Source organism: Pseudomonas sp. MH9.3 (assembly GCF_034354675.1).
Classification (GTDB): domain Bacteria; phylum Pseudomonadota; class Gammaproteobacteria; order Pseudomonadales; family Pseudomonadaceae; genus Aquipseudomonas.
The window spans coordinates 397,292-414,829 of record NZ_CP133785.1 but is presented as its reverse complement, the minus strand read 5'-3'; the positions used below and the strand labels follow the sequence as shown (position 1 = coordinate 414,829).

General features: G+C 63.4%; 13 protein-coding genes. 9 read left to right on the top strand and 4 right to left on the bottom strand.

From position 1 onward, the window contains the following. Positions 1 to 19: 19 nt before the first annotated feature. Together RHM60_RS01670 and RHM60_RS01665 are read right to left on the bottom strand one after the other, a co-directional pair. A complete protein-coding gene (locus RHM60_RS01670; RefSeq protein WP_322213392.1) occupies positions 20 to 1,252 on the bottom strand; it encodes an MFS transporter in 1,233 nt (410 codons plus the stop codon). Next, entirely contained in the window at positions 1,249 to 1,923 is a 675-nt protein-coding gene (locus RHM60_RS01665) for an RraA family protein (protein ID WP_322213391.1), read from the bottom strand. The genes RHM60_RS01670 and RHM60_RS01665 overlap by 4 nt, the downstream gene beginning before the upstream one ends. Before the next feature lie 316 nt (positions 1,924 to 2,239). Here RHM60_RS01665 and RHM60_RS01660 point away from each other — a divergent pair, with 316 nt between their 5' ends. The 6 genes from RHM60_RS01660 to RHM60_RS01635 all read left to right on the top strand — a co-directional run bounded on the left by RHM60_RS01660 (position 2,240) and on the right by RHM60_RS01635 (position 11,065). Beyond that, positions 2,240 to 3,217, top strand: coding sequence for a hydroxyacid dehydrogenase (locus RHM60_RS01660; protein WP_322213390.1), 978 nt, complete (start codon positions 2,240 to 2,242; stop codon positions 3,215 to 3,217). A gap of 82 nt (positions 3,218 to 3,299) precedes the next feature. After that, complete coding sequence (locus RHM60_RS01655) at positions 3,300 to 4,625, top strand: MFS transporter (RefSeq protein ID WP_322213389.1); 1,326 nt, start codon at positions 3,300 to 3,302, stop codon at positions 4,623 to 4,625. Between the two features lie 99 nt (positions 4,626 to 4,724). After that, positions 4,725 to 5,474, top strand: a complete 750-nt coding sequence (locus tag RHM60_RS01650; protein WP_322213388.1) for an IclR family transcriptional regulator — start codon at positions 4,725 to 4,727, stop codon at positions 5,472 to 5,474. A 714-nt stretch (positions 5,475 to 6,188) separates the two neighbouring features. Then, positions 6,189 to 8,597, top strand: a complete 2,409-nt coding sequence (locus RHM60_RS01645; RefSeq protein ID WP_322213387.1) for a glucose/quinate/shikimate family membrane-bound PQQ-dependent dehydrogenase — start codon at positions 6,189 to 6,191, stop codon at positions 8,595 to 8,597. A gap of 53 nt (positions 8,598 to 8,650) precedes the next feature. Then, positions 8,651 to 9,892, top strand: a complete 1,242-nt coding sequence (locus RHM60_RS01640) for a carbohydrate porin (protein ID WP_231421842.1) — start codon at positions 8,651 to 8,653, stop codon at positions 9,890 to 9,892. Between the two features lie 96 nt (positions 9,893 to 9,988). Further along, positions 9,989 to 11,065, top strand: coding sequence for an aldo/keto reductase (locus tag RHM60_RS01635; RefSeq protein WP_322213385.1), 1,077 nt, complete (start codon positions 9,989 to 9,991; stop codon positions 11,063 to 11,065). 124 nt (positions 11,066 to 11,189) lie between these two features. Here the strand turns inward: RHM60_RS01635 and RHM60_RS01630 are convergent, their stop codons facing one another. Further along, positions 11,190 to 11,711, bottom strand: a complete 522-nt coding sequence (locus tag RHM60_RS01630) for a chemotaxis protein CheY (protein ID WP_209981336.1) — start codon at positions 11,709 to 11,711, stop codon at positions 11,190 to 11,192. Positions 11,712 to 12,040: 329 nt separating this feature from the next. On the opposite strand from RHM60_RS01630, the gene RHM60_RS01625 reads away from it, so the two are divergent. Then, positions 12,041 to 13,189, top strand: a complete 1,149-nt coding sequence (locus RHM60_RS01625; protein ID WP_322213384.1) for a hypothetical protein — start codon at positions 12,041 to 12,043, stop codon at positions 13,187 to 13,189. A gap of 609 nt (positions 13,190 to 13,798) precedes the next feature. Here RHM60_RS01625 and RHM60_RS01620 read toward each other — a convergent pair. Then, complete coding sequence (locus RHM60_RS01620) at positions 13,799 to 14,500, bottom strand: FadR/GntR family transcriptional regulator (RefSeq protein WP_209981316.1); 702 nt, start codon at positions 14,498 to 14,500, stop codon at positions 13,799 to 13,801. Between the two features lie 262 nt (positions 14,501 to 14,762). On the opposite strand from RHM60_RS01620, the gene RHM60_RS01615 reads away from it, so the two are divergent. Together RHM60_RS01615 and gudD are read left to right on the top strand one after the other, a co-directional pair. Continuing rightward, the gene (locus RHM60_RS01615) at positions 14,763 to 16,169 is read left to right on the top strand and encodes an MFS transporter (protein WP_245228944.1); all 1,407 of its coding nucleotides are present in this window, start codon (positions 14,763 to 14,765) and stop codon (positions 16,167 to 16,169) included. A gap of 13 nt (positions 16,170 to 16,182) precedes the next feature. Continuing rightward, complete coding sequence (gudD, locus tag RHM60_RS01610; protein ID WP_231421835.1) at positions 16,183 to 17,532, top strand: glucarate dehydratase; 1,350 nt, start codon at positions 16,183 to 16,185, stop codon at positions 17,530 to 17,532. Positions 17,533 to 17,538: the final 6 nt, after the last annotated feature.

Sequence of the window (17,538 nt, the reverse complement as noted above, 5' to 3'; positions counted from 1 at the left end):
CAGGGCGGCGGCAAGCGTTTTAGCGCCGCCCTTTCTCGGCCCTTTTATGCAGCAACCCACTGCATATCTGGTAGGCCCCGAGCAACACCCCCGCCACCAACAGGGTCCATTGCACGTTCAGGGCTGCCGCCAGCAGGCCGGCCAGCAAACCGCCAATCGCTTCAAAGCCGAAACGCATGGCGATATAAAACGCAATGACCCTGCCCCGCAGCGCTTCCGGCGCGGCGCCTTGCAGGGTCATATTGCTGCTGACATTGCTCACCGTGATGCCGAACCCCAGCCCGGCGAGTGCCGCCAGGGTGAACCCCAGCGGCGGGTTGGCCGCCATCGCGCACAGCGACACCGCACACACCACGGTGCCCAGCACAATGATGCGGCTCAGCCGCGAGGCGCTGCCGGCAAAGGCCAGGAAAATCGTCGCCACAAAGGCACCGGCACCGGCCGCCCCCCAGAGCCAGCCCAGGGTCTGGGCATCGCCGCTGAACGCATGCTTGGCCAGAATCGGCAGCAGCACCGAGTAGCAGGACGCCAGCAGATTGACCATCACCACGCTAATCAGCAGTCGCCGAATCGCCAGGGTGCGCCACAGGTAACGCAAGCCTTCACGGAAAATCTCCCCGGTGGAGCCCTGGGCCCTGGCCTGCGCGCGGCTTTGCACCTTGCCCAGGCCGACCAGCAACATGCCGAAGGCGATGGACGTCAGCAGAAAACAACCCGCCTCGCCGCTCCAGTTGATCAGCATCCCGGCCAGCGGCGGGCCGATAAAGCGCGCGGCATTGATCAGCATCGCATTGAGTACGAGGGCATTGGGCAGGTCGCCGGGGTCATCGACGAAGCTGGCGATCAAGGCTTGCCGCAGCGGGGTTTCCAGGGCGTTGAGCAAGCCCAGCAGCAGCGCCATCGCAATGATCACCTCGCGCCCCATCCAGTGCTGCCAGGTGAGCAGCGCCAGGGCCACCGATTGCACGGCGAGCACCGCCTGCACCGCCATCAGCAGGCGGCGTTTGTCGTGGCGGTCGGACCAGGCACCCGCCAGCGGCCCGATCAGCAGTTGGGGCAACAGCGTCAGAAACGCAATGGTCCCCAGCAGCACGGCCGAGCCCGTGAGGTGGTAGGCCAGCCAGGCAAGCGCGACCTGTTGCACCCACTTGCCCAGGGTGGAAAGGCCCTGGCCGACAAAGTAGATCTGGAAATTGCGATGGCGCAGCGCGCGTATCGGCGCGGGCCAGCGGGACGGGGAAGCAGGATTCAACTAAACGCGCAGCCCTTTTGTATGAGCGATTTCATGACCCAGGTGCGGTCGTTTTCGCCCAGTGCGATCTGTTCAAGCTGCTTCTGTTCAGCGGCATGCTTGGCGTAGGCGCGATCATACACCTCGCCGACCTGATCGAAGGGCACACAGAGCAAACCGTCTTCGTCGCCGATCATCAGGTCGCCCGGTTCGATCACCATGCCACCCAGGGCAATCGGCACATTCACTTCGCCCGGTCCATCCTTGTACGGGCCGCGATGGGTTATACCGGCGGCGAACACCGGGAAGTCACCGGCACCGATGCTTGCCGCATCGCGAATGGCGCCATTGATCACAATGCCGGCCACGCCGCGCTTGATCGCATACGCCACCATCATTTCGCCGATCAGCGCGTTGCTCAGGTCGCCGCCGGCGTCCACCACGATCACATCGCCCGGCTGCGCGATATCCAGCGCGTGATGCAGCATCAGGTTGTCCCCCGGGCGCGCCTTGACGGTCAGCGCCGGCCCCACCAGCACGCCCTTGCTGTGCATCGGTTGCAGGCTGGCACCGCCGGCGGTCATGCGGTTCATCGAATCGCTGATGTTCGCCACGGGCACCGTGCGGTAGCGCTCCACCCACTCGGCGGCAACTTTGCGTGGCTGCTGGAGCACTCTGAATCCGATGGACATGGGGTCTTCCTCTTGTGTGTGATTTTTATTGATGGCGTATCACTATAAACGAAACGCCATTTCGAAATTATCACCAAGATTCCTACGTAGCAACACCAGACTCCGACCAAGCCGCATTACGTAAATTTGAAAGCGGTGAATATTCAAGAGGAACACCTTCGCAAATAAACACTTAGCGGCACCTGCACGCGTGACAACGCCAAATCGAGCAAATTTATTTATTGCAACGACGTTTCATTATGATAGCTTTCAAGCCAACGTTGAGCGCCGCCACGAGCGCCGACTGCACTCAGATAACAAAACCAAGGTGCGCAACATGACCCGAACCCTTCTGCTGACCGGCCCGCAATTGACCGCCGAGGCCATGGCTCACGCCGCCGCCCACGGGGTGCGCGTGATCCCCACCACGCCCTACCTGCCGGCCGATGAACTGACCGCCATCATTGCCCGCGAACAGCCGGACGCCATCATCGTGCGCCAGGGCAACCTGACCCGCGAGATGATCAACGCCTCTCACGCACTGAAGATCATCGCCAAGCACGGTGTGGGCTACGACACCATCGACATCGCCGCCGCCGCCGAGCGCAATATCCCCGTGACCATCGCCCTGGGCGCCAACGCTCAATCGGTGGCCGAACACGCGCTGGCGCTGATGTTCAGCGTCGCGCGCCAGACCGCCCTGCTCGATGCACGCCTGCGTGACGGGCACTGGGACAAGACAACCTCCGTCGGCATCGAACTCTGCGGCAAGACCCTGGGCCTGGTGGGGTTGGGCGCCATCGGGCGCATCCTGATGGAATTGGTGACCCCGCTGCGCATGACCGTCAAGGTGTACGACCCCTACCTTGCGCACCTGCCCGACCTGCCCAACGTCGAGCGCGCCGACGATTTCCAGACCGTGCTCGCCGGCTGCGATGTCATCAGCCTGCATTGCCCGCTCACCGAGCAGAACCGCAACCTGTTTGGTGCGGCGCAGTTCGCGCAGATGCGCCCCGGCAGCCTGCTGATCAATACCGCACGCGGCGAGCTGATCGATACCGACGCGCTGGTCCACGCCTTGAGCACCCGGCAGATCGCCGGCGCCGGCCTCGACACCTTCAACCCCGAACCGCCACCGGCCGATTCCGCCTTGTGGGGCCTGCCGACGCTGGTCGCCACGCCCCATGTCGGCGCCAATACCCGTGAGGCGCGCGACCGTGTGGGCATGCTGGCGCTGCAACAGATTCTCGACGTCTGGAACGGCGACCCGCTTGAGCCGCGCGCGGTGGTCAACCGCCACCTGTTCGCCGATTGATTTGCACGCACACCGCCCGCACTTCACTTGATGAAGAGCGGGCTCATACGCTTCTCCGACAAAAACAAAATGGGAGAGAGTCATGCCTGTCAGCTCTACTGAAATCAGCGCCATCGAGCGCTCGACCATGCGCAAGGTGGCGTGGCGGCTGTTGCCGTTCCTGATCCTCTGCTACCTGCTCGCGATCATCGATCGGGGCAATATCGGCATGGCGTCCCTGCAGATGAACCAGGACCTGGGCCTTACCCCGGCGATCTTCGGTTTCGCCAGCAGCCTGTTCTTCGTCTCGTACTTTCTCGTGGAGGTGCCCAGCAACCTGGCGTTGCAGCGCTTTGGCGCGCGGGTGTGGATCGCCCGGATCATGATCACCTGGGGGCTGATTTCCGCGGGTACCGCGTTCGTGCAGGGCGCCAATTCCCTGTACGTCATGCGCTTTTTGCTGGGTGCCGCCGAAGCGGGTTTCTTCCCGGGCGTGTTGCTGTACCTCACCTACTGGCTGCCGGCGGCCTACCGTGGGCGCATGGTCGCAATCTTCATGGTGGCCATTCCCGGTGCCAACTTCATAGGCTCGCCGCTTTCCGGCCTGCTGCTGAGCCTGGATGGCTGGTTCGGCATGCGCGGCTGGCACTGGCTGTTCATCATTGAGGGCATCCCTGCGGTGCTGCTCGGGATCGCCTGCCTGTTCGTGCTGACCGACCGCCCCGAACAGGCCAAATGGTTGAGCCACGAACAGCGCAGTTGGCTCACCGGGCGCCTCGACGAAGAACGCAGCCGCAAGACCGCAATCGGGCATATCTCGCTGTGGAAACTGCTGCGCCACAAGCACATCTGGGTGCTGGCGCTGATCTACTCGGGCGCGTCGGCCGCCGGCAGCACCATGAGCGTGTGGGCCCCGCAACTGCTCAGAACCTTTGGCCTGGACAACCTGCAGATCGGCCTGGTCAATGCCATTCCCTATGGGCTCGCGTCGGTCCTGATGATTGTGTGGGGACGCAGTTCCGACAAGACCGGGGAACGCCGCTGGCACACCGCGACCACCTTGCTGCTGATCACCGCCGGGCTGTTGCTGGCACTGGTCACCTCGTCGCTGGTGGCCACGGTGGTGATGTTGTCGATGGTGCTGATCGGCGCCTACTCGATGAAGGGGCCGTTCTGGGCGCTGGTGTCCACCTGGCTGTCGTCCTCCACCGCCGCTGCCGGCCTGGCCGCCGTGGGCGCGATGGCCAACCTGGTCGGCGGCGGCATCATGGTCAATGTGTACGGCACCATCCATCACGCCACGGGCAGTTACGCCCTGGCGTTGCTGCCACTGGCGGCGCTGTGTGCTGCCGGTGCGGTGATGGTGTTGCTGATGGGGCGCAAGCAGATGCAGGCGCTCGAACTCGGCAAAGCGGCGAACGCCCACTGAGGCGCGGTTAAACGCTGCAAGGTCAAGCACTTGAGCATTGCCCCTCGCGGGCAATGCCAGTATTTTGCAGCGTACCCGCACATCCTCAAGGAGCACCCCATGGTAAAAACCCGCCCACGCCCGGCCGTCACCGGGGTTGCTTCGGCTGATCGGGTGCTCACCGTGCTGACCGCCTTCAGGATAGGCGACACCGCCCTCGAGCTGGCCGAGCTGGCGGCGCGCACCGGGCTGATCAAAAGCACGATCATGCGTCTGATGGTATCGCTGGAAAACCATGGCCTGATCACGCGCCTGGCGGACGGCCGCTATCAACTGGCGACTGAAATCATGCGCTTGAACACGGTGTACCAGGACGGCCTCGACCTGGAACGCCACATCACCCCGCTGTTGCACCGGCTGACCCAGGAAAGTGGCGAAACCGCCTCGTTCTACGTGCGCCATGGCGCCTACAGAATGTGCCTCTACCGGGTCAACTCGCCGCATCACCTGCGCCTGCACCTGCAACCCGGCGACACCCGCCCGATGGACGGCGCGGCCGGTGCCGAGGCATTGCGCACGCCCTATTTACTGGCGGCGAGGATGATCAAGCCGATCTATTCCCACGGCGCCACCGACCCGCATGCAGCCTCAATGGCGCTGCCGATCTTCGGCCCAGGGGAAAACCTGATCGGCGCACTGGTGCTGTCCGGCCCGGCCAGCCGCCTCACCGCCGAGCAGGCGCAGACCCTTCATCCGCTGTTCCAGCAGGCAGCCGTAGAGCTGACCCGCAGCCTGGGCGGCGATGCACTGGCAGACGATGAAAACCCACCGAAAAAGCGCCACGGCAAAATCAGGGCAAGCTCGATCTGACCTGTGTGAGCAATCTTTTACTGGTGTTGTAGCGAGCAGGCTTGCCCTAATGCCGTTCAGTTAAGCCAGCGTGATGCTTGAAGCAACGAGCGGTGCGACTTTTCGGTGTACATACCGGTTTGTGCGGTAACGGCGACTTAGGGTTCCGCCCTTACGGCGGCTCACTTTTGAAAAGCGCAAAAGTAAGCAAAACGCTCTTGCCCCAACACTCGGCACCTCGCCCAGGCTCGGTGTGCCCTCACGCAGGCTTTGGAGCGTGGGCCGCCGCGATGGGCCATCCTTGGCCCAGCGCGGCTAACCCGGCGTCCTGCCGGGTTACCCACGCTCCAAAACCTGCGTTCGGCCAGCGTGTTTGACGGGGCGCCTAAGATCAAGATCAAGAGCGCGGCGGCCTGAGAGCCGACCGAAATGGTCTGCCGAACGCTGTAAAAAATGTGGGAGGGGGCTTGCTCCCGATGGCGTCGGCCCAGCAAACATTGATGTTGAAGACCCACCGCTTTCGCGGGCAAGTCGAATCGTCGCACCGCCGCTCCCACAGGGGAGCTGCGCTTAACTGACTGGCATTAGGGCTTGCCACAGTGATGGCCTCCCCCCCCCCTCTCAATTGACTGTGGCAGTCTCGGTAACAGTCTATTGCGAGACTGTAATGTACTAACCGGTTACTTATGTTGCTAAAATCCGGTCTTTGCCCTATCTCAATCGAGTCCTTTCGACATGAAACGAGCACCGCGCGCCGCTGGCGTCTCTAGATTCTTCCTGCTGGGCCTGGGCGTGATCATCGCCCTGCTCGGCCTTGCGCTTGCCGTCGGCGGCGCCAAACTGGTCAGCCTGGGTGGCTCCTGGTACTTCCTGATCGGCGGCGTGGCCATGGCGATTGCCGGGCTGTTGATCGCCAAACGCAAAGCGGCGGGCGCGTGGCTGTTCGGCGCGTTCCTCGTCGGCACGGCGATCTGGGCGGTGGCGGACGTGGGCCTGGTGTTCTGGCCACTGTTCTCGCGGCTGTTCATGTTTGCAGCCATTGGCCTGGTGGTGGCGCTGGTGTACCCGCTGCTGGTCGGCCGGCCTGCGCGTGGCGCGTATGGCGTGGCGGCTGTGCTGGCGGTGGGCGTGGCTGTGGCGGCGGGCAATATGTTTGTCGCCCATCCGAGCGTTGCCCCTACCGGCGCCGGTCCTGGCGTCACGCCGGTGACTGCAGCCGATGCGCAGAAAGACTGGGCCCACTACGGCAACACCGAAGGCGGCAGCCGCTTCGCCGCGCTGGACCAGATCAACCGTAACAGCGTCGACAAGCTCAAAGTGGCCTGGACCTACCGCACCGGTGACGTGGCCATCAGCGACGGTAACGGCGCCGAAGACCAGCTCACGCCGCTGCAGATCGGCAACAAGGTGTTCATCTGCACGCCGCACAACAACCTGATCGCACTGGATGCCGACACCGGCAAGGAATTGTGGAAGAACGAGGTCAACGCCCAGTCGGCGGTGTGGCAGCGTTGCCGTGGCATGGCGTATTTCGACGCCACCGCGCCGCTCAAGCAGCCCACCCAACCGGGCAGCTCGCCGGTCATCGCCGCCAGCGTACCCGCCGGTGCGCAGTGCCAGCGCCGTCTGCTGACCAACACCATCGACGCACGCCTGATTGCCGTGGACGCCGACACCGGCCAGTTCTGCGAAGACTTCGGCACCCATGGCCAGGTGGACCTCAAGGCGGGCCTGGGCAATGTGCCGGACAGCTACTACCAACTGTCCTCGGCGCCGTTGATCGCTGGCACCACCGTGGTGGTGGGCGGCCGCGTGGCGGACAACGTGCAGACCGACATGCCGGGCGGCGTGATCCGTGGTTTTGATGTGATCAGCGGCCAGATGCGCTGGGCCTTCGACCCGGGCAACCCCGAAGACAAGCAGGCGCCGGCTGCTGGCAGCACCTACGTGCGCAGCACGCCCAACAGCTGGGCGCCGATGTCCTACGACCCGCTGATGAACACGGTCTTCCTGCCCATGGGCAGCTCGTCCACCGACATCTACGGCGTGGAGCGCACTGCGCTCAATCACAAGTACGGCGCCTCGGTGCTGGCGCTGGACGCCTCCACCGGCGCGGAAAAATGGGTGTACCAGACCGTCCATAACGATCTGTGGGACTTCGACCTGCCAATGCAGCCGAGCCTGATCGACTTCACCCCACCGGGCAGCGACAAAGCCGTGCCGGCAGTCGTGATCGGCACCAAGGCCGGGCAGATCTACGTGCTTGACCGCGCCACCGGCAAGCCGCTCACCGATGTGCAGGAAGTGCCGGTCAAGGCCGCCAACATTCCCAACGAGCCCTACGCGAAAACCCAGCCTAAATCCGTCGGCATGCCGCAGATCGGCGCGCAAACCCTCAGCGAATCGGACATGTGGGGCGCCACGCCGTACGACCAGTTGCTGTGCCGCATCGACTTCAAGGGCATGCGCTACGACGGCCTCTACACCGCACCGGGCACCGACAAATCCCTGAGCTTCCCGGGTTCGCTCGGCGGCATGAACTGGGGCAGTCTCTCCACCGACCCGGTGCACGGCTTTATCTTCGTCAACGACATGCGCCTAGGCCTGTGGATCCAGATGGTGCCGTCGCAGAACAAGGCCCTGGCCGCCTCCGGTGGTGAAGCACTGAACACCGGCATGGGCGCCGTGCCGCTCAAGGGCACGCCGTATGCGGTGAACAAGAACCGCTTCCTGTCGGTTGCCGGCATTCCGTGCCAGGCGCCGCCGTTCGGCACCCTCACCGCGATCGACATGAAGACGCAAAAAATCGCCTGGCAAGTGCCGGTCGGCACGGTGGAAGACACCGGCCCTCTGGGCATCCGCATGCACCTGCCGATCAAGATCGGCCTGCCCACCCTGGGCGGCACCCTGTCGACCCAGGGCGGCCTGATCTTCATCGCCGGCACCCAGGACTTCTACCTGCGCGCCTTCAACAGCGGCAACGGTGACGAAGTGTGGAAAGCCCGCCTGCCCGTGGGCAGCCAGGGCGGCCCGATGACCTACGTGTCGCCGAAAACCGGCAAGCAGTACATCGTGGTCACCGCTGGCGGCGCTCGCCAGTCCACCGACCGTGGCGACTACGTGATCGCCTACGCCCTGCCATAACCCTGCGCGCGCGGTGCCCCTCGCGGCACCGCGCCTTCTGTCTGGAAGCCCCCATGACTGCATTTTTTTCCGACCCCCGACTCGGCGGCCTGCTGCTGGGCCTGACATTTGCCACCGCACTGCCCGCATACGCCGACAACACCACCCTCACCGGCGACTGGGGCGGCCTGCGCCGTGAACTGGAAGCGCAAGGTATCCGCTTCACCGGCGACTACAGCGGCGAGACCGCCTACAACGCCAAGGGCGGCACGCACCGTTCGGCGCGCTACTCGCAAAACCTCAAGCTCGGCGTGCAGTTCGATCTCGGCAAGCTCTACGGTCTGAGCAACAACGACCGTATTCAACTGACCGTCAATGACCGCCGTGGCAACAGCGCCTCCGAGGACCTGGTGGGCAACCGCCTGCCGATCCAGGAAAACTACGGCGGCCTCTACACCCGGCTCACCGAATTGAGTTACGAACGCACGCTGTTCACCCAGGCGCTGAACGTCAAGCTCGGCTACATGGCCATGGGCAACGACCTCGGCGGCCTGGACAGCGGCATCCTGTGCAACTTCATGAACGCCGGACTCTGCGGCCACCCGCTGAACATGTCCGGCGGCAGTGGCTGGACCAACTACCCGAATGCGCGTCTGGGCGTGCGGCTCAAATACGACTTTTCCCCGGCCTGGCAACTGCGGGTGGCGGCGTTCAACGTCGACCCGGACAGCAACGGCAACGCCAGCCGCGCCTGGCACCTGGGGCCCAAACGCACCACCGGCACCGTCGTGCCGGTCGAGCTGGTGTACAAACACGCAGGCGCCCTGCCCGGCGAATACAAGCTCGGTTACTACCACGACAGCTCCGAGGTGAAACGCATCGGCAGCGACCGGCAGGTCAGCGGCCGCAGCGGTCACTACCTGTTGATGGATCAGGCGGTGTGGGCCAGCGACGTGAGCAAGGGTCGCAGCCTGCATGTGTTCGGTCAGTACTCGGCGGCCAGCGAAGCGGCCTCGCCGTTCAGCAAGTGGTACGGCACCGGTGTGGTGCTGTACCAGCCGTTCACCGGCAGGCCGCGCGATACCCTCGCCCTCGGTTACGGGCGCGCCGTGCCAAACCCGCGCAGTCGGGTCGGTGCCGGCTTTGACGGACTGGACAGCGCCGAACAACTGATCGAACTCAGCTACGGCTACCAGGCCACGCCGTGGCTGAGCCTGCGCCCGGATGTGCAATACATCATCGAGCCAGGCGCGTTTACCGGCGAACACATCGACAACGCCCTGCTGCTGGGGCTGCAGGTCAAGGCGGTGTTCTAGCCAGCAACAGCTCGGCGTTTTTTCAGGTAAAAAAATTCAAACTATCGCGCCCTGTGTCGTTCACAACCCTACGTTCAATGTGAAACAGGAGGCGACATGCAGTATCGACAACTGGGCCATTCGGGCTTGCTGGTATCCGAAATCGTCCTGGGCACCGTGCCCTTCGGCGGGCGCGCCGAGTTCGAAAAATGCGGCGCGGTGGATGTGCCCCAGGCCAGGCGCATGTTTGATATCGCGTTCGAAGCGGGCGTGAACATGGTCGACACCGCCGACCTGTATTCCCACGGCCTGGCCGAGGAAGTGGTCGGCAAGGCCCTGGGCGACAAGCGCCACGACATCCTGCTGGCCACCAAGGGCCGCAGCCCCGTGGACGACAACCCGAACAACTCCGGCTCCTCGCGCTACCACCTGATTCGCGCCTGCGAAGCCAGCCTCAAGCGCCTGGGCACCGACCACATCGACCTGTATCAACTGCACAACTGGGACGGCCTGACGCCGATCGAGGAAACCCTCGAAGCCCTGCGCCTGCTGGTGGGTTCGGGCAAGATCCGCTACTTCGGCACCAGCAACTTCACCGCCTGGCAAATGATGAAAGCCCTGGGCAAGGCCGAGTTGCATGGCATGCTCAAGCCCATCACCCAGCAGATCTACTACACCCCGGAATCCCGCGAGGCCGAGTACGAACTGCTGCCGCTCGCGCTGGACCAGAACATCGGCACCCTGGTATGGGGCCCGATGGGCGAAGGCCTGCTGACCGGTTCCACCCGACGCGGGCAAAAGCCGCCGGCCAACACGCGTCAGGGCAGCGACTGGCCGGAACCCTACGTGCATGACCAGGAACGCGCGCTGGACATCATCGAGACCCTCGCCGCCGTCGGTGACGAGCACGGCGTATCGGTGGCACGCACCTGCCAGGCCTGGCTCAAGGACCGTCCGGGGATCACCTCGCTGATCATCGGCGCCCGCACCGAGGAGCACCTGCGCGACAACCTGGCCGCCACCGAGCTGAAACTCACCGAGGAACAGTCATCGCGCATCGAGGCCGTCACGCGGCGCCAGCCGTTGTATCCGTACTGGCACCGCTTCACCGCCGGGATCGATCGCTTTGACCCGGCCGAGCAGCCGTTCCTGGCGGAGCATCGCAAGACCATGGACGCGCGCAAGGACAAGTAGCGCTTTCGAAGCCTATCAATCCCGCCAGGCGCCGCCACACCTGTCGTGGCGAGCGGGCTTGCCACAACCGTGTGACGGTCTGGATAGCTGCCCCCAACAGTGCGGTTACCTGAAATAGCTGCCCTCAGCCCTTGGGCGATAACCCCACCGCGCACGCCACCACCGCCGCATCGCCCTTGAACGGTGTGCGCGGCAAAGCAGCAGGTGGGCTCGGCCGTGTGTCAACCGCGCGCAAGGTTGGCCGCTCGACAAGCGGCAGGCTGTGCGTCGGGTCGACAATCTCCATGCAACAGCGCAGCGAGTTGAAGTCCGGCGATTGCGACAGGGCGAGGTGAAGGGTCTGGCTCACCGACACCGACATCATCGAGGGCTGTGCGCATTGCCCGTCGTAGATCAGCGTGTGGCGGATCAAGGGGTTGTCGTGGCAGTACTTCAACAGGTTGATCTGCCGCGAATGCACCAGCGCCGTATTGATGATCAACAGGTCGAACGCCACACCGCCCGCGCGCGTCAACGCCTGCAGCTCATCGAACGAACTCAGCGGGGCGATACGGTGATAGCCCAGCTGGTTGAGCATTTTCTCGATCTTGATCCGGGGCAGCAGCTCGGCATCGGCAATCACAAGGCGTAAGGCTTTATTGGGCATAGGGTAAACCTGACAGTTGGGCATCAACGTCGATCATTCAACGCCGACCACGTTAACCGTCACGGGTCAGACCTGACTTTAAGGCGATTCTGAAACGGCACAGCGCGGGCGCGCCCAAGGCAAGTGCTTTTAAGAATCGCCTCAAAGCCATCGCGCCGACCTCTCCCTACCATGGCCTGCGTTCCCCTACGCTTCCATGGATGTTCCCGTGCTCATGTTCCTACTCAGAATGGGAGTACCTGACCGTTCGGCCAGTGCCCGACGCGTCGCGAGTTTGGCAAAATAGCGCTCCACCCTGCCACTGTGTGCAGCCACACAAGGACACGACGATGAACAGCATGGACTCCATTCTTCGACAGTTTTCGGCCGAAGGTGCCACCCATCTCTACTCCAGCCCGCCCTCGGTATTGACCCCCGCCGACCTCTACCGGGCCAAGGATGACGCCCTTTATCGAGAGATGATCGCCGGCAGCAATATCTACCTGATCACTGCGCGCCGACGGGTGCTGATCAATCCTTACGATCTGCAGTTGCAGGACCGCACCGTGCACGGCAGTTTTTTCCTGGTGATGGACGAGACCGGCGAGCAGCCGATCCCCTTCAGCTACGAGATCCCGCCGATCACGCCGGGGGATCGCGACGCCATCGAGCAGGTGCAGGTCGCCCCCAACGGCACCCATCTGCTGATCACCACCGCCACACGCCAGGTCATCACCGCCGCCCATATCGTGGTCGCCAACGCCAGCAGTGCGCTGCACACCGAGCAACGGGACATGAACGTGCTGTATGTCGGCCAGGGCCTGGGCAAGGTCAACGCACTGACCGCCGTTGACCGTTTGCTCAACCACACCACCCTGCAACGCATCCTGGCCGAAGCCTCGACCCACACCCCGGAGCTGGAAATTTCGCTGCTGCTGTATCGCTTTGAACACGGGCGCACCGTGATCAGCAATGGCGGCGACCTCAACCTTGATCCCCAAGCCTGCGAGCAAGAGGATCACGCGCACTTCGAACGGCTGCGCGCGGTGCGCCTCAATCGCGACGAGGTGGTCACCCTGGCGGAAGCGGCGCTGATCAACCACTTCAAGCCGCAGTACAACACGCTGCTCAAGTCGACCAACTTTGCCGCCCAGACCCACAAGAAGATCAAGCCGCTTAAAAAGCTGCTGGCCAAGGGCATTACCGGTTTGACCGTGGAGATCTGCAGCGCAAACATCAACGCGCGCCTCTTCACCCGCGATGCATTGCCGCTGGAGCCGAGCGAGCTGATGCCCGCCCATGTCCTGGAGGGGCAGGCGTTTGATAATGAGGAGGATAAACGGGCGTGGTTCGAGCAAGTGCGGGAAATGGCGCATACCCATCTGGCGCAGTTCCCGCTGACCACACCGCAAGAGCGCGAGACGTTCATGCACGGCATGGTGTGGTTGGGGCAGACGCAGCGGGAGCGGATCTGGCCGATGCAGGGCAAGGCTGAATAGCGCGCGCTGCGTTCGGGCAGTATTCCCATGTGGCGCTTGGGAATACTCTTTCGCGCGGTCATGAAGTTCTTGTCGGGGAATTCCTGGAGTTTTGGGGTGGGGGTGGGGGTGGGGGTACTTATCCGTTGTTTGGGTGATGGCTGATATGGGTTCCGCCCTTACGGCGGCTCACTTTTGAAAAGCGCAAAAGTAAGCAAAACGCTCTTGCCCCACCACTCGGCACCTCGCTCACGCTCGGTGTGCCCGCACGCAGACTTGAATCCGTGGGCCGCCGCAATGGGCCATCCATGGCCCAGTGCGGCTAACCCGGCGTCCTGCCGGGTTACCCACGGATTCAAGCCTGCGTGCGGCCAGCGTGGTTGACGGGGCGCTTGAGATCAAAAGCCAAAGCAAAGCAAAGCAGATCAAAAGAAGTGTGATATCCAACAGACAAATGGAGATCAACTGTGGGAGGGGGCTTGCTCCCGATAGCGGTGGGTCAGCTACCAATAAGCTGACTGACACTCAGCCATCGGGAGCAAGCCCCCTCCCACAGTTTGTACAGCGTTCGGCAGCCAATCACGGTCGACTCCAAGGCCACCGCGCTTTTGCTTTTGATCTGGGGCGCTCTTACTCCCCGGTCATACGCTCCAGGCTATTGCTCAAATGCAGCAACATGGCCGCACGCGCCGCATCCGGATCCTGGCGGCGGATAGCCTTGAGAATCGCCTCGTGTTCCAGATTGGCCAATTGCCCCAGTTGCACCAGGTCCGCATCACCCCGCTCCTGAGCGTTGATGCGCGAACGCGGAATCACCGAATGGCCCAAGTGCTGAATCACGTCGGTGAAGTAGCTATTGCCCGTGGCCTGGGCGATCAACTGATGAAAGCGCACATCGGGTTCGACGCTGCTGTCGTGGCTGCCCAGTGAATCCTGATAGTCATCCAGGGCCTGGCGCATCTGCTGCAACTGCGCGTCGGTGCGGCGCAGCGCTGCCAGGGCGGCGGCCTGGGTTTCCAGGCCCATGCGCAGTTCGAGGATGCCGCGCACACTCACAGCGGTGTCGTGGGTCAGGTGCAGGCCCTGGCGCGAGTCGCGCGCCAGCACAAACGTGCCGACGCCATGCCGGGTTTCCACCAGCCCGGCCGCCTGCAATTTCGACAGCGCCTCGCGCACCACCGTGCGACTGACACCGTACTCGCCAACAATGGCGGACTCGGACGGCAGCTTTTCGCCAGGCGCCATCTGCCCCAGCAGAATTTGCTGGGTCAGGTCGCTGACGATGTCATGGGCCAGGCCCTGGGAGCGCTTGCGTGGGAGGTCGGTGAGCATGGGCGGGTCCATCGAAAAGACCGCGCAATACTAGCACCCTGCTTGAGCAGCAACTTGTATGACAACAAACAAATTTTCCCCGAAGTGCACCCGTCTTTTGTGGGAGCTGGCTTGCCTGCGATGCAGACGCTGCGGTGCGTCAGGTACAGCAATGTGAAGCTATCGCAGGCAAGCCAGCGTCCGCCGGGGTCATCACAGGTCTGGAGATAGGGGTTGCCACTTTAAAAATCTCAGTTGTATGATGTCTGGCAAGTTGTCAGACATGTCCGACGACCCTGAACCCAACCCGCACAACAATAATCAGTGGGAGTTCTACCTCGTGACCCCTTCCAGCCCCGCCACAGCTGCGCCTGCCCACGACCCCGTGCTGGCCCGCGCGATCAAGAAAGTGAAGCGCCATGTGCTGCCACTTTTCGTGATCATGTTCATCGTCAATTACATCGACCGCGTCAATATCGGCTTCGTGCGCACCCACATGGAACATGACCTGGGCATCGGCGCCGCGGCCTACGGCCTGGGTGCCGGTCTGTTCTTCATCGGCTACGCGCTGTTCGAAGTGCCCTCCAACCTGCTGCTGCAAAAGGTCGGCGCGCGTATCTGGCTGACCCGCATCATGTTCACCTGGGGCATCACCGCCACCTTGATGGCCTTCATCCAGAACGAAACCCACTTCTACATCCTGCGCTTTCTGCTGGGGGTGGCCGAGGCCGGGTTCTTTCCGGGGGTGATCTATTACTTCACGCGCTGGCTGCCCGGCGTGGAGCGCGGCAAGGCGATTGCGATCTTTCTCAGCGGCTCGGCGCTGGCCTCGCTGATCTCCGGCCCGCTGTCCGGCGTGCTGTTGCAGATCACAGGCCTGGGCCTGCACGGCTGGCAATGGATGTACATCATCGAGGGCATGGCGTCGGTGCTGCTGTGCTTTTTCGTGTGGTTCTGGCTCGATTCCAAACCCCACGATGCCAAATGGCTCAGCCGTGAGGAACAGGACGCGCTGGTGGGCGAGATCGACCGCGAGCAACGCGAGCGCGATGCCGCCAACACGGTCAAGCCAACCCTGGGCACCTTGCTCAAGGACCGTCAGATCATGCTGTTCTGCGCCTTGTATTTCTGCATCCAGCTGACCATCTACGCCGCCACCTTCTGGCTGCCGAGCATCATCAAAAAGATGGGCGACCTGAGCGACATCCAGGTGGGCTTCTACAACTCGATTCCGTGGCTGATCTCGATCATCGCGATGTACTCGTTCGCGGCATTGGCCGGCAAATACAAGCACCAGCAGGCCTGGGTGGCCACGGCGCTGTTGATTGCCGCCGCGGGGATGTTCTTTTCCACCACCGGCGGGCCGATCTTCGCCTTCATCGCCATCTGCTTTGCGGCCATCGGTTTCAAGTCGGCGTCGTCGCTGTTCTGGCCGATTCCCCAGGGCTACCTGGATGCGCGCATCGCAGCGGCGGTGATTGCGCTGATCAACTCCATTGGCAACCTCGGCGGGTTTGTCGCGCCGACCACCTTCGGCTTTCTGGAGCAGACCACCGGGTCGATCCAGGGCGGCCTGTACGGGCTGGCCGGGACGTCGATCCTCGCGGCCATCCTGGTGTTTTTCGCCAAGACCCGCCCCGGCGCCCACACCGCCAGCGTGCTGCACCCTGCCCCCGCCCTGAGCAAATAAGGAACGCTTCTTCATGAACACAGAACATCAGCACCACGCCAGCAACGCCCCGGTGGTCACCAGCCTGCAAGTGATTCCGGTGGCCGGCCACGACAGCATGCTGCTCAACCTCAGCGGCGCCCACGGGCCGTTCTTTACGCGCAATATCGTGATCCTGCAGGACAGCGCCGGGCATATCGGCGTCGGTGAAGTGCCCGGCGGCGAGCGTATCCGCGAGACCCTGGAAGACGCGCGCAGCCTGGTGATCGGCAAACCCATCGGCCAATACCAGAGCATCCTCAATGCCATGCGCCGCACCTTTGCCACCCGCGACAGCGGCGGACGCGGCCTGCAGACGTTCGACCTGCGCATCACCATCCACGCTGTAACCGCCATGGAAGCCGCGCTGCTCGACCTGCTCGGCCAGTTCCTCGACGTGCCGGTGGCCGCCTTGCTCGGTGAAGGCCAGCAGCGCGACGCAGTGAAGATGCTCGGCTACCTGTTCTACATCGGCGACCGCAGCCGCACCGACCTCGCCTACCGCAGCGAAGCCGACGCCGACGACTGGTTCCGCCTGCGTCACGAGCAGGCCATGACCCCGGACGCCATCGTGCGTCTGGCCGAAGCCGCCAAGGCCAAATACGGTTTCAACGACTTCAAGCTCAAAGGCGGGGTCCTGCGCGGCGCAGAGGAAATCGAAGCGGTGACCGCACTGGCCGAACGCTTCCCCGACGCGCGCATCACCCTGGACCCGAATGGCGCCTGGTCACTCAAGGAAGCCATCGCCCTGTGCCGCGATCAGCACCACGTGCTGGCCTACGCCGAAGACCCGTGCGGCGCGGAAAACGGCTATTCAGGTCGCGAAGTCATGGCTGAATTCCGTCGCGCCACCGGCCTGCCGACCGCGACCAATATGATCGCCACCGACTGGCGCGAAATGGGCCATGCCATCCAGCTGCAATCGGTGGACATTCCCCTGGCCGACCCGCACTTCTGGACCATGCAGGGCTCGGTGCGCGTGGCGCAGATGTGCCACGAGTGGGGCCTCACCTGGGGCTCGCACTCCAACAACCACTTTGATATTTCCCTGGCGATGTTCACCCAGGTGGCGGCGGCGGCGCCGGGCGACATTACCGCAATCGACACCCACTGGATCTGGCAGGACGGCCAGCGCCTGACCAAGGCGCCGTTGCAGATTGTCGACGGCCACATCCGAGTACCGGCCAAGCCGGGCCTGGGAGTGGAGATCGACATGGACGCCGTGGCGCATGCCCACGAACTCTACCAAGGCATGGGCCTGGGCGCGCGCAATGACAGCGTCGCCATGCAATTCCTGATTCCCGGCTGGAGCTTCGACAACAAGCGCCCGTGCCTGGTGCGCTGAACCCTC